The 13344-nt window shown below is 60.0% G+C and carries 11 protein-coding genes; 1 reads left to right on the top strand and 10 read right to left on the bottom strand.

Features of this window, described 5'->3' with window-relative positions; genetic code table 11:
- Nucleotides 1–2: 2 nt before the first annotated feature.
- The 10 genes from PAN08_RS00250 to dnaA all read right to left on the bottom strand — a co-directional run bounded on the left by PAN08_RS00250 (nt 3) and on the right by dnaA (nt 12911).
- On the bottom strand, nt 3–428 hold the full coding sequence (locus tag PAN08_RS00250) for a biopolymer transporter ExbD (protein WP_269789554.1): 426 nt from the start codon (nt 426–428) through the stop codon (nt 3–5).
- Nucleotides 429–474: 46 nt separating this feature from the next.
- Nucleotides 475–1218 carry a TonB-system energizer ExbB gene (gene exbB / locus PAN08_RS00245; RefSeq protein ID WP_269789553.1) on the bottom strand — a complete coding sequence of 248 codons (744 nt, stop codon included), beginning with the start codon at nt 1216–1218 and terminating at the stop codon, nt 475–477.
- Between the two features lie 86 nt (nt 1219–1304).
- Entirely contained in the window at nt 1305–1862 is a 558-nt protein-coding gene (locus PAN08_RS00240; protein ID WP_269789552.1) for an energy transducer TonB, read from the bottom strand.
- A 260-nt stretch (nt 1863–2122) separates the two neighbouring features.
- A complete protein-coding gene (locus PAN08_RS00235; protein WP_269789551.1) occupies nt 2123–3313 on the bottom strand; it encodes a tetratricopeptide repeat protein in 1191 nt (396 codons plus the stop codon).
- A gap of 130 nt (nt 3314–3443) precedes the next feature.
- Nucleotides 3444–4250, bottom strand: coding sequence for a M48 family metallopeptidase (locus PAN08_RS00230; RefSeq protein ID WP_269791129.1), 807 nt, complete (start codon nt 4248–4250; stop codon nt 3444–3446).
- A gap of 70 nt (nt 4251–4320) precedes the next feature.
- Nucleotides 4321–5169 carry a CPBP family intramembrane glutamic endopeptidase gene (locus tag PAN08_RS00225; RefSeq protein WP_269789550.1) on the bottom strand — a complete coding sequence of 283 codons (849 nt, stop codon included), beginning with the start codon at nt 5167–5169 and terminating at the stop codon, nt 4321–4323.
- Nucleotides 5170–5250: 81 nt separating this feature from the next.
- Nucleotides 5251–7713, bottom strand: a complete 2463-nt coding sequence (gene gyrB / locus PAN08_RS00220) for a DNA topoisomerase (ATP-hydrolyzing) subunit B (protein ID WP_269791128.1) — start codon at nt 7711–7713, stop codon at nt 5251–5253.
- 112 nt (nt 7714–7825) lie between these two features.
- Nucleotides 7826–8920, bottom strand: coding sequence for a DNA replication/repair protein RecF (recF, locus tag PAN08_RS00215; protein WP_269789549.1), 1095 nt, complete (start codon nt 8918–8920; stop codon nt 7826–7828).
- Between the two features lie 1191 nt (nt 8921–10111).
- The gene (gene dnaN, locus PAN08_RS00210) at nt 10112–11209 is read right to left on the bottom strand and encodes a DNA polymerase III subunit beta (protein WP_269789548.1); all 1098 of its coding nucleotides are present in this window, start codon (nt 11207–11209) and stop codon (nt 10112–10114) included.
- A gap of 370 nt (nt 11210–11579) precedes the next feature.
- A complete protein-coding gene (dnaA, locus tag PAN08_RS00205) occupies nt 11580–12911 on the bottom strand; it encodes a chromosomal replication initiator protein DnaA (protein ID WP_269789547.1) in 1332 nt (443 codons plus the stop codon).
- A gap of 254 nt (nt 12912–13165) precedes the next feature.
- On the opposite strand from dnaA, the gene rpmH reads away from it, so the two are divergent.
- A complete protein-coding gene (rpmH, locus tag PAN08_RS00200; protein WP_006404565.1) occupies nt 13166–13306 on the top strand; it encodes a 50S ribosomal protein L34 in 141 nt (46 codons plus the stop codon).
- Nucleotides 13307–13344 lie beyond the last annotated feature (38 nt).

Here is a 13344-nt window from a genome sequence, read left to right as displayed (position 1 = left end):
GCTTATTGCCCCTTTACTTTGGTGGCAACGAAACCGACGTCCAACATGCCCTGACCCTGCGCGATCTTTGTCACTTCGTTGATCACGCTCATCTTGGTGGTTTTGTCACCACGAAGATTCAGCGGCGGCTGCGGCGTTTGCTGGGCAGCGGTAGCGAAACGCGATTCCAAGGTCTCCTTGGAGACCTTCTCGTCGTTCCAGTAGAGCGTCCCGTCTTCCTTGACGGCAACCGTGATCGGATTCGGACGCTTTTCAGCATCGTCCGGATTCTGAATCAGGTTGGCCTCGGGCAACTCCACCTTGACCTTATGGGACATCAGGGGAGCCGTGATGATGAAGATGATCAGCAGCACCAACATCACGTCCACGAGGGGCGTCACGTTGATGTCGGCCATGGGGCCGCTGCTGTTGTCACTACTGAAAGCCATAACGGGCTCCGTCTATATCGTTGCGATGACTGCTCGGCTTACTGGCTTAGCGAACGCGCGAGCCAGTGGCGAAGAAGTCGTGCAGGTCGTGAGCGAACGTATCGAACTTGCTGATCGTGGCGCTGTTGATCTTGCTGAAGAAGTTGAAGGCGAACACGGCCGGGATAGCCACGAACAGACCGATGGCGGTCATGATCAGTGCTTCACCCACCGGGCCGGCAACGGCGTCGATCGAGGCAGAACCGGTTGCACCGATCTTGATCAGCGCGCCGTAGATGCCCCACACGGTACCCAGCAGACCCACGAACGGAGCGGTTGCACCGACGGTGGCCAGAAGGATCATGCCGCCCTGCAGACGGTTCGATTCGCGGGTCACGGCCTGACGCAGGGCGCGATCAACGAATTCCGAACGGCTCAGGGTTTCGCCGGCACCAGCCTGCTGGTGGTGGGCAGCAGCCTGGGCAGCGTCCAGAGCGATCTTGGAGAACGGCTCCGAAGCAGGCTGTTCTTCCATGGCACGGATGGCGTCCTGAGCGTTCGGGGCATCCCAGAACAGGCCCGGCACGCGATCAGCGGCCGCCTTCAGGCGGGTGGTACGGAAGATGTTGATGACAGTCCAGTACCAGGACATTGCCGACATCGCCACCAGGGTGATCAGCACGACCCATGAGACGGCGAAGTCGCCCGGCTTGGAGGTCATTTCGTGGATCAGATGCTCGAAGCCCATCTGCGAGAGCGCGTTGTTTGCGTTGCCCCCGGCAGCGGCGGCGATGAAAATTTCCTGCAGCATGACGCTTACCTTTGTTGTGTGTGGTGTTAAAGGGTGTAGCTAATGTCGAGCGGTTGGGTGGGCGACCGCAAGGGCCGCCACGCCTATCAGCTCAGCGCAAAGTTGACCGGAACGCGGACGCGACCAGCCGCCTTGGACCCACCGCTCTGGGCGGGGTTGAACTTCCACTTACGCGCCGCTTCCATAGCAGCTCGGTCGAGGTCGCGGTTGCGGCTGGACTTCTCGACGGAAACATTGGTGACGTTGCCATTGGCATCGACATCAATGATCAGGATGACCTCGCCCTGAATACCTGCGCGGAATGCGGCCGGCGGGTAACGTGGCGGGTTCATAGCCTTGGACGAGATGTCCACGCTGGCTTGGATATCGACCGGCGGTGACGGCGGCGACGGCGGCGACGGCGGGGTTACCACGTCATTGGGACGCGGCTCCGGCACGTCGATCACCGGGGCTTCCGGCGGCGGCGGCAGCGGCGAGGGCTTCGGCGGCGACAGGTTTTTGACCGGCGGCGGCGGAGTGTCCTGCGGCGGCGGCGGCGGCGGCGGCGGCGGCGGTGGCGGCGGTGCGTCGACCAGCGTCACCATGACGTTGCGTTCCTTCTCCGCTGCGGCCTTCGGGGCCACGGCAGGAATCAGGAGCATCATCAGAGCTGCCAGATGAAGTGCGATTACAAAGGCAATGCCAGCGATCCGAGGCCAGCTGAGCCCCTTTTCTTTTTCGCTGTCATACCTGCTGTGGAAGACCAGTTGTTCCGTCATGCGCCAAGAACTCGTTAGTGGGGCCGGAACGACGCTGTTTTGTCGCCCCTGATTCAGCGGTGCATGACACCGCAGGAACCTCCAAGCTTATACCAATCCTGACCAGCTGCGCATCACAAATACAGCTGTTCAGGCGTTATTCCTGCTTACTTCAGGTTGATGATTTTGTCAGCATCGCCAGGGTTTTTGACACCCTTTGCCTTCGCATCACGCGCGGCCTGCTTGGCTTCGGGAATACGCCCTTCAGCATGCAGGACACGTGCCAGATTCAGGTACGTCTCGCCATCCTTGGACAACGGCGCGGCGTTACGCCATGCCTCGATCGCCTGCGGCACCTGTTCGGTGTAGTAGTACGACTGGGCCAGAGCCAGGTAGGTCTGGTAATCCGGCTTGAGGATGCCCTTGGACATACCCTCGTTGATCACCGCAATGACGTCCCGTTCCTTGTTCTCGGTGTTGGCATAGATTGAATACAACTGCTTGTATTCGCGCTCTTCGGTGAGCTGTCCAGCCGCGCGCAGCTTGTCCATCACTGCAGCGGCCTTGTCCATCTGGTCGGCCTGCATGTACATGCTGGCAAGGTTGAGCTGGGCCTTCTTGTCAGCCGGGTTCCTGGCCGCCAGTGCTTCGGCTTCCTTCACCGCTTCACCGGTCTGACCGGCTTCGGCGTAGGAAGCCATCAACAGCTGATTCCAGTTGTCCTTCGGCTCGGGCGAAGCGGCGATGGCCGCCTTCAGCACCGGGATGGCCTCGGCATACTTTTCGCTCTGGTACAGCGCCTGGCCCTTGATGATCAGTTCTTCGGGCTTGTTCGACTTGGACTCAGCGAAATACTTGTCCAGGTTGGCCAGGCCTTCGGCATGCTGGTCGTCCTGCAGCTGCAGCTGGGCCAACATCAGCATGGCCTGGTAATGGCCGTTGTTGTCCAGCGCATTGAGGGTGATCGCCTGCTGCAGGTATTGCTTGGCAGCGGCGTTGTCTTCCAGGTTGTAAGCGGCCTGCGAAGCCAGCTGGTTGGCAACGGCCTTGTCGTACTCGTTGGCATCGGCAGCGGCGATGATTTCATCGGCCAGCGTGCGGGTTTCCGCGTACTCGTCCTTGTTGTAGGCGTCGAACAACTTCTTCAGCTTGCCGCCCATCTTTGAGGAGGCCTTGACCTTGGGCTCTTCGCGGGTGGCTTCCGGGAACAGTACTTCGGCCTTGGCCGAACCACGATTGCCACGTTCACCACGCTCGCTGGAACGCGACTGCGCCGAAGCGTCAGCCACCACAACACCACCAAGCGCGGTCGCGATGAGGACGGAAAGCACGGCTTGTTTAGGGCTGCGGAAGATCATGGTTCACCTCATTGAAACCGCCGGAGCGGCAAGAATTCAGACAATCGGAACGAAACCGAGCTCGCAAACGTATCAGAAAATATTTAACGGAGAAATCACTTCCGTTGGTGTACTGCAACAATCTCCCGTGTCATCCGCATTTCGGCGTCACTCCAGATTGCCGCGCCTGCCGATAAACCGGCTCCAGCGCGGGCACGTCACGTTGCAATTCACGGATACGATTGGCGGGATCGGGATGGGTGGACAGCCATTGCGGCGAGCGGTTTCCGCTCGCGGCCATCATGTTCTGCCACAGATTGACCGCCTGGGCCGGATCAAAGCCTGCCTGCGCCATCAGCCGCTGGCCAACCACATCGGCTTCGCTCTCCTGAGTGCGTGAACCGGGCAACAGGAACATCGTCTGCGCGCCCATGCCGCCAAATTGACTGACTGCACTGGCCGCTGTATCGCCGTAGGCAGCACCGGCGAGCGCGCTCGCCACCTGCAGCAGGCCCGAGGCGCCGAGCTGCTTGGTAATGCGTTCTTCGTGATGGCGTGAAATCACGTGGCCTATTTCATGTCCGATAACTGCGGCCAACTGATCTTGGTTACGGGCGACGGTGAAGATGCCGGTGTTCACGCCGACCTTGCCGCCGGGCAGGGCAAAGGCATTGGGTTCTTTGTCGACGAAGACAGCCGTTTCCCAACGTACGCCACGGTACTGAGGTGGCAATTGCGCGACGAGTGCGTTGACGACGCATTGCACATAGGCGTTCTGCCTGCCGTCGCGGTTGACGGTTTCCTTGGCCTTGGTTTCGGCAAATGCCTGTGCACCCAATTGGTCCAACTGCTGTTGGGAAACACCGCCTACCACCTGACGACGCCCGGTAGGGGACGTGGTGGTCGCGCAGGCACTAAGGACCAGCGCGGCGGTGATAGAGAGGATGACGGCTTTCATGGAAGACCCCCCACATTCATGACTGCAGTGTGCGAGTGCGCGGCTTAAATTTTTGTCAATCGCGAAAGCATCATTGCGCGCCGAAAAACACCAACGCCGCAAGAGCAATGGCGTTGTTGATCGAGTGTGCGCCGATAGCCGCCCAGAGTGTGCCGGTATGACGATACAACCAGGCAAAGGCGGCACCCATGCCGCCGTAGATCAGCCACAACTGCAGCATCGCCGGCAAGGTGTTGGGACTGGTGCCGGGAATTTCGTGGACCAACGCGAATGCGGCGCTGCTCAGCAGCATGCCCAACCACGGCCGATCTGCCGCCCATAGGCGTCCAAAAAACACGCGCCGGAACAGCAGTTCTTCGTAGGCCGGTGCCAGAAACACCGCAAATGCCACCAGGAAAGCCGGATATTGGGCCAGCGCCTGTTCCATCAATGGCAGGTTGGTCGGCACCGGTTCGATCCCCAACTGTTTGGCGATCATGCCGATCAGGCTACTGCCCGCGAACACACCGGCAGCCACCAGCACAGTCCAGCCCCAGGTTGACGGTCGCAACGCGGCCTGCCGCGACTGCACCCGCTCGCCCGGCGTCGCGCGACGACGCCAGAAATACAGCAGCAACGCCGCGCCGCCGGTGCCGATCAAAGCGATTAGGATTTGCGCCAAAGCACCGGGGTCGCCCATCAGGGCGGCCATGTCCGCGGCAGCGGGGGGGCCGTTACCGGTGCGGGCGGCCTCCATGCCGACTTCGATGCCGCGCCACAGTCCCCAGGCCAGGCTGCAAGCCAGGCTCAACCCCAACAAAGCGCCAATGGCGATGAGCAGGTCCAGGCCAAAACCCGCCACCGGTGAACCGGGACGACGGGCAGCAGGCGGCAATGAGGGGCTAGGGGAAGAAACCGGAACCGAAGGAGGGACGGACATCGCAGGCCTGTGGGTAGCAGCTGACGGACAAAAAAAAGGGCGCCGCGAGAAGCAGGCGCCCTCTGTTACGTCTGGATTGTGTCAGATATCCAGATTCATGACCTTCAACGCGTTGTCTTCGATGAAGTCCCGACGCGGCTCGACCACATCACCCATCAAGGTGCTGAAAATCTGGTCGGCTTCCACCGCGTCTTCGATGCGGACCTGCAGCAGGCGACGCGTATCCGGATTCACCGTGGTGTCCCACAACTGCTCCGGATTCATTTCACCCAGACCCTTGAATCGCTGGATCTGGCGGCCCTTCTTGGCTTCTTCCATCAGCCAGGCCTGGGCCTGGGTGAAGCCACTGACCTCAGTGCTCTTGTTGCCACGGCTGATGGTGCCGCCTTCGCGGATCAGGCCGTGCAGTAGCTGCGACGCCTGGTGCAACGGACGCAATTCACCGGACTCAAACGCGGACAGCGGCAACACCTGGATGTGCTCTTCGCCCATGTGACGGCGGGTGACCAGCACAGCAGCGGCAGGGCGCTGCTCGTTCGGCTCCTGCAGCTCCAGGGTGAAGCGCGGCGTGCCCAGGCTGCCCTGGTTCAAACGCTTGGCCAGTGCATCCAGGCCTTCGCCTTCCCCTGCATTGCTCAGGTGCTGCAGATCCATCGGCGTGAAATCAATCAACGCTTCAAGCACCTGGCGATCGTAACGGTGCGCATTGCGATCAATGGCGTCCTGCGCGCTGGCGTAGGTCAGCAGCAGTTTTTCCAGCGCCACACCTTCGATCGGCGGCTCGCCGGTGGCCGGCGTCAGCGCAGCGTTTTCCACCGCACTGTTGGCCAGGTAAGCATCCAGCGCCGGGTCGTCCTTGAGGTACAACTCGGTCTTGCCCTGCTTGATCTTGTACAGCGGCGGCAGGCCGATGTAGATGTAACCACGCTCGATCAGCTCCGGCATCTGACGGTAGAAGAACGTCAACAGCAGCGTACGGATGTGCGCGCCGTCGACGTCGGCGTCGGTCATGATGATGATCTTGTGGTAACGCAGCTTGTCCGGGTTGTACTCGTCGCGACCAATGCCGGTTCCCAAGGCGGTGATCAGCGTACCCACCTGATCGGAAGCCAGCATGCGATCGAAACGGGCACGTTCCACGTTGAGAATCTTGCCGCGCAGCGGTAGCACCGCCTGGTTCTTGCGGTTGCGGCCCTGCTTGGCCGAGCCACCTGCCGAGTCACCCTCGACGATGAACAGTTCGGACAGCGCCGGATCTTTTTCCTGACAGTCGGCCAGCTTGCCGGGCAAGCCGGCGATGTCCAACGCGCCCTTGCGGCGGGTCAGATCGCGGGCCTTGCGCGCGGCTTCGCGAGCGCGAGCGGCATCGACAATCTTGCCGGCGATGGCCTTGGCTTCGGTCGGGTTTTCCTGCAGGAACGATTCCAGTCGTGCACCAAAGGCATTTTCCACCGCCGGGCGCACATCAGAGCTGACCAGCTTTTCCTTGGTCTGGCTGGAGAAGCTGGGATCGGGCGCCTTCACCGACAGCACCGCGATCATGCCTTCACGCATGTCATCGCCGGTCAGGCTGATCTTGGCCTGCTTGGCAATGCCGTTCTGCTCGATGTAGTTGTTCAACACGCGAGTCAGCGCGGCACGGAAGCCGGCAAGGTGGGTACCGCCATCCTTCTGCGGAATGTTGTTGGTGAAGCAGTACATCGTTTCCTGATAGGAATCGGTCCACTGCAACGCCACTTCCACCACGATGCCGTTGTGCTCACCGGTCACCGAAATGACATTCGGGTGCAGCGGCGTCTTCAGCTGCGCCAGATGTTCCACGAAGCTGCGGATACCACCTTCGTAGTGGTAATTGTCATGGCGGCCTTCGCCACGCTCGTCGTTCAGCGCAATCTTGACGCCGGAATTCAGGAACGAAAGCTCACGCAGGCGGCGCGCCAACACTTCGTAGTGGAATTCAACGTTGTCGTTGAACGCCTTCACCGACGGCCAGAAGCGCAGGGAGGTACCGCGCTTGTCAGTAGCTTCAAGTTTCTTCAGTGAGTAAACCGCAGCACCGTCGCAGAATTCCTGCTGGTAGTGGAACCCACCCTGGTAAATGTCCAGCACCAGCTTTTGCGACAGAGCGTTGACCACGCTGACGCCGACGCCGTGCAGACCACCCGAAACCTTGTAGCTGTTGTCGTCGAACTTGCCGCCTGCGTGCAGGACGGTCATCACCACTTCGGCAGCGGAAACCTCGCGATCGAGCTTTTTGCTCATCTGCTCGTGCTTGCCGACCGGGATGCCGCGGCCGTTGTCCGACACCGATACCGAGCCATCTGCGTGAATGGTCACCGACACGTTGTCGGCGTGGCCAGCCAACGCTTCGTCGATGGAGTTATCGACGACCTCGAACACCATGTGGTGTAGGCCGGTGCCGTCATGGACGTCACCGATGTACATGCCGGGTCGCTTACGGACAGCTTCCAAGCCTTCCAAAGCGGTGATGCTGTTGGCGTCGTAGTTGCCGTTATTGGCCGGGATGTTCTGTTCTTCGGTCATTGCGCTGGCCATGGGCTCCGCAGGTCACACACCCACCCCGGGGGGTAGATGCACGAGAGATAGGGGATTGCGTCCCGATTATACCCGCCGGGCAGATTTCCGCCCTGAAGGGTTAGTTCACCGCCAGAATCGCACCATGTTCCACGTGGAACGTTGCTACAGGTCGTAGTGCGGACTCCAACGCAGCGGGGACTTCCGTTGCGGTAATGAAAACCTGTGCAGGTGTCGCTGCTAAACGCTGCAACACGCGCTGCTGATGATTGCGATCCAACTCCGAGCCCAGGTCGTCCAGTGCGATCACCGGCCATTCGCCACGTTGCGCGGCATAGTCGTCCGCTTGGGCAAGCAGGCAAGCCAAGGCGGTGAGTTTGGCCTGGCCACGGGAAAGTGCGTCGCGGCCCGGAATCTGCGCGAAACCCACGGTCCAGTCCGCCCGATGTGGCCCAACCGAGGTGTATCCCGCTATCCGATCGCGTTCGCGCGCCAGCAGCAAGGCATCGGCCAAGGACATTTCATTGCGGCGCCAGCCTGGCTGCAGTTCCATTGTCTGCAATTGCAGGCTTGGTGCGAGTTCGGCGGCGAGCGCGACGGCGCGCTCTTGCAGACGCTCCAGATACTGCTCGCGGCGCGATGTCAGCGGCGTTCCTGCCTGCGCAAGCTCCCAATCCCAGGCATCCAGCTGCTTTCCGGGTGCTCCCGCTTTGAGCAGCGCATTACGCTGCTTCAATGCCCGGGTGTATCGGCGCCAGAGGGAAAGGAAGTCAGGTTCCACGTGGAACAATCCCCAATCGACGAAGCGCCGACGCGGCTCGCTGCCGCCACTGACCAGCGCATGGCTCCCGGGCTCAAATGTCACCACCGCCAATGCGGCGCATAGCGTCCCCAACTGTGGAACATCCTCTCCGTCCAGCCGTCCTTTCCAGGCCTGTCCGCTGTGCCGCAACCCAGCTCGGCGCAGAACACCTCCTGCATCCGTGCCTTCCAGCCATTCCACGAACACATCCAGGTTTTCCGCACCTTTCTGCACGAGACCATCGCGCACTCGCCCCCGGAAGCTGCGGCCATAGGCCATCAGATGCAGGGCTTCAAGCAGGCTGGTTTTGCCCGCACCGTTGGCTCCGGTAATCAGATTGATACCAGGGCGGGGCGCTAGTTCCACCGAATCAAACCGACGTACGCGGTTCAAGGCAACACGGACGATATGCATTGACGCTCAAAGAAAGTCGCGATGCCGCTACGACACTCGTGGCTGGCAGAGGCGCAGCTTAAAGCATCCGCCTCTTGGAGTTTTCTCAATCCCCATCTGCGGGAGCGGCTCCACGTGGAACAGGTGAGATTTCTTCAAATCTGGAAGCGAGCACCACCACGACCTCTGCAGATTTCACGAAATCAGGGCCTCAAAACAGGGGAGGACAGCTCTGGGGGCAAGCCCTGTGTATAAGTGGGTCAACCTGTGGATAAAAAGAGGCCTCGATGCTCGTAACCCGCTTATCCACAGCTATCCACAGGCTCGAAGGGCAGTTCTACAGGGGGTTTCAGGTCTAATAATCTTATTTATAACAACAACTTAGGGTAGTTCTACATAAAATCTGGCTCTACCATCACCACCATGCTTTAGATTTATTCTCAGATTTAAAGCATAGAGCTACAGAAAACGGCCAGTAGAAGAGGCCCCAAATCTAGCCGTTGTTTCTTTGAATTCTGGTGGGCTCGGACGCGCACCCTTCCTCGGATTTCGCGAAATTCGGGCTCGTCTTGAAACTGGCTTCGATCGATCCGAGGCTGCGATGGGAAATCTGAAAGCCACGCCGCCCATTGAAGCCCCCGCAATAGCGGAACGGTTTCTGAAATGGAGGACTCCCGGGTGCTGAATGACCAGAAATGGCCTGTTCTACGGCTGTAGGCTCCATCGGACGGATGCTCCTGGAAACCCTTTCGCTCGAATCACAAGCTGGGGCTGAGCCAGCCCAGCAAATTTCCATCAGAAAACCAGAAACACAGTTCCCTGAAAAAGGCGTTTCCTGCCAACCCGTCGAACGAGAGCTTCGGGATTGGGATACTTCGCTTCGCAGTGATGGCAATGCTCAAAGCGCCGGGAGCGAGGGCACTCGGTTCCATCTGAGCTGGGCAGAATTCGCTCAAACCAGGCATTTCCGAAATCTCGGCAATACCGCGATGGCCCAACGCTCTCCTTCGTGAACTCCCGCAGGCATGGAGTGCTGGACGGTTCGGAACTTATGGTTCCACGTGGAACGCGTCTCCAGGAAAAAGTTCCATCATCCCCGTAAGCGCTACCAACAGAATTGGGAGCGACGTCATCCGGCCCGCGAATCTCCAATGGCGCCCATAAAAAAACCCGGCTTTCGCCGGGTTCTTCATGTTCCACGTGGAACCTCCGTCAGAGACGCAACGGCATCACCACGTGCCGCGACTTCTCGCTGCTGGCTTCACGTACCAGCGCCGAGGAGTTGGAATCGCGAAGCTGGATCACAACGTGTTCGTCGCGCAATGCCGACAGGGCATCCAGCAGGTAGTTCACGTTGAAGCCAATCGCCAGGTCGCTGACCTCGGTATCGGCTTCGATTTCTTCCTGCGCTTCTTCCTGCTCCGGGTTATGCGCGCTGAGCTTCAGCTGCCCCGGAGTCACTTCGACGCGTACGCCGCGGTACTTTTCGTTCGACAGAATCGCAGCGCGCTGCAGTGCGGCGCGCAGCATTTCACGATCCACCTTCACTTCGCGGTCGGCGCCGATCGGAATGACAGCTTCGTAATCCGGGAAACGGCCGTCGATCAGCTTGGAGGTGAATGTCACATCATCGCGCTTCACGCGGATGTGGCTACGGCCAACTTCCAGTTCGACTTCGCGGTCACCGCTGTCCAGCAGGCGCTGCAGCTCGGTCACGCCCTTGCGCGGAACGATGATCTGACGCTTGCCGGTGCTGGTTTCCAGCGACGTTTCGCACAACGCCAGGCGGTGGCCATCGGTGGCCACGCAGCGCAGGGTCTTGTCGCGCAGGTCGAACAACAGGCCGTTGAGGTAATACCGCACGTCCTGCTGAGCCATCGCGAATGCGGTGCGCTCGATCAGTTCCTTCAACGCCGCTTCCGGTACGGCAACGCGCTCGGTGGCTTCGACTTCGTCAACCGACGGGAAGTCATTGGCCGGCAACGTCGCCAGAGTGAAGCGGCTGCGGCCAGCCTGCACGGTGATCTTGTCGCCCGTCTGCGAAACCGTAATGCGGCTGCCATCAGGCAGGGCACGGATGATTTCGAACAGCTTGCGTGCCGGAATCGTGGTTTCACCGTCCTGGGCGTCTTCGACCGCGATGCGGGAGACCATTTCCACTTCCAGGTCGGTGCCGGTCAATGACAACTGACCGCCCTGCACCTGAACCAGAAAATTAGCCAGAACCGGAAGAGTCTGACGGCGTTCAACCACGTTGACGACTTGGGCCAACGGCTTGAGAAAGGCTTCGCGCTGCAGTGTGAAACGCATGTGGTTTCGTGCCCCTATGCTCTTAAAAGATGTGGGATAAATCTAAAGCTTGGTGGTGCTGGTAGAGCCAGATTTGGCCTAAAACCAACTTAACTGTTTGTTTTAAAAGGGTTTATACACATTGAAACCCTTGTACTACTGGCCCGGAACCGGAGGGTGAAGCTGTGGATAAATTTAGCGTCGAAAAGAAACCTGATTTTATCCACAGATTCTCCCGCGCTTACCCCCGAATCATGCACCGTTTTGTGCGATGACGCCTCTGCGTCGTCGGTGCATCATTCGTCTCGCTTCCCGCCCCTTACCTCCGGTGACCTGATGACTGACCCACGCAATCTGGCAATGCGCCTGTCCCTCGGTCTCTCCGAAACCGCTACTCGCTGAGCTTGCGGATGAGCTTGTCCCAGTCCTCACGCAACTTGCCGTCGGCTTCCATCAGCGTTCTGATCTGGCGGCAGGCGTGCAGCACGGTGGTGTGGTCGCGGCCGGCAAAGGCATCGCCAATTTCCGGCAAGCTGTGTTCGGTCAGCTCCTTGGTCAGCGCCATGGCCACCTGACGCGGACGGGCCAGCGAACGGGTGCGACGCTTGGACAGCAGATCCTTGATCTGCAGCCCGTAGTAGTCAGCCACGATCTTCTGGATGTTCGGAATGCTGATCGCCTGCTGCTGCGCACGCAGCAGATCGCGCAGGGTTTCCTGGGCAAATTCAGTTGTGATGGCACGCCCGGTGAAATTGGCGCGCGCGGTCAGTGTGTTGAGCGCGCCTTCCAGATCACGCACGTTGGAGCGCATCTTCTTGGCGATCAAAAAAGCCACGTCATCCGGGATGATAGCGCCACGTTCCAGGGCTTTTGCCAGCACGATGGCAGCACGGGTTTCAAAATCGGGCGGCTCGATGGCCACTGACAGGCCCCATGCCAAACGCGACTTCAACCGTGCTTCCAGGCCTTCTACTTCGCGCGGATAGCGGTCGCAGGTCAGGATGATCTGCTGCTTGCCATCGAACAACGCGTTGAAGGTGTGGAAAAACTCTTCCTGGGTACGGTCCTTGCCGGCAAAGAACTGGATATCGTCGATCAGCAGCGCGTCCACCTGTTGGAACTGGCGCTTGAACTGGTCCATGGTTTTTTCCTGCAGCGCCCGGATCATGGCGCTGAAGAACTGTTCCGAACGCAGATAAAGCACTTTCGCGGACGGATTGGCCTGGCGCATCGCATTACCGGCCGCCAGCATCAAGTGGGTTTTACCCAGGCCGGTGCCGCCGTACAGCAACAACGGGTTGTGCGCGCGGTCGCCCGGCTTCTGCGCCGCCTGGAATGCGGCCGCCAAACCCAGCTGGTTGCTACGGCCTTCGACGAAGTTGGTGAAGGTGTAATGCGAATCCAGGTTGCCGTTGAACGGCACTACCGGTGCAGCGGGTGCCACGGGGAACCCGGCCGGTATGGCCATGGGCGCCGGTTCCGGCGCACGCGGGCGGGAGCCGATCTCCAGCATCACCTCGCCAAAACCGGCGAAATGGGCGAGCAATTCGGCAATGCGCGGCAGGTAGCGTTCGCGCACCTGCTCGACAATGAAGGCATTGGGTGCGTACAGCACGAGGCTGTCGGCACGTTGGTCGGCCTGTAAGGGCTTCAACCAGGTGTGGACATCTTCAGGCGGAAATTCCGCCTCCAGACGTTCAAGACAAAGGGACCATGCATCCATCAGAAATAGTCTTCAAAGGCCTTGTCAGCCGGGCGCAGAAAGCCGCCGGGTCGCAGACCGGAAAGGGGGGAAGTGGATGGCGCAGACTACCACCGCCGACCGGATGCGGGAATGCTTGTCCCCGATTTATTCACAGGATCATCCACAAGCTATGCACCGGCCCGTGAACTTTATCCGCTGAACAGGCTTGACGAGGCGGGGGGGAGGTCTATAGAATTTCCGGTTCTTTCCGTCTCATTCATACAGGTGCCCCCATGGCCACCAAGCGCACATTCCAACCCAGCAACCTCAAGCGCAAGCGCGACCACGGCTTCCGCGCTCGTATGAAGACCGCTGACGGCCGCAAGATTCTGTCGCGTCGCCGCGCCAAGGGTCGCAAAGTCCTCAGCGCTTGATTGCGTTGCCGCTCTCTGCGGCAAATGCAAATTCGATC

The sequence above is a fragment of the Stenotrophomonas sp. Iso1 genome (genome assembly GCF_027497995.1).
Taxonomy (GTDB): Bacteria; Pseudomonadota; Gammaproteobacteria; order Xanthomonadales; family Xanthomonadaceae; genus Stenotrophomonas.
Note: the sequence above shows the minus strand (reverse complement) of the source record. Positions and strands in the feature narration are given on the sequence as shown.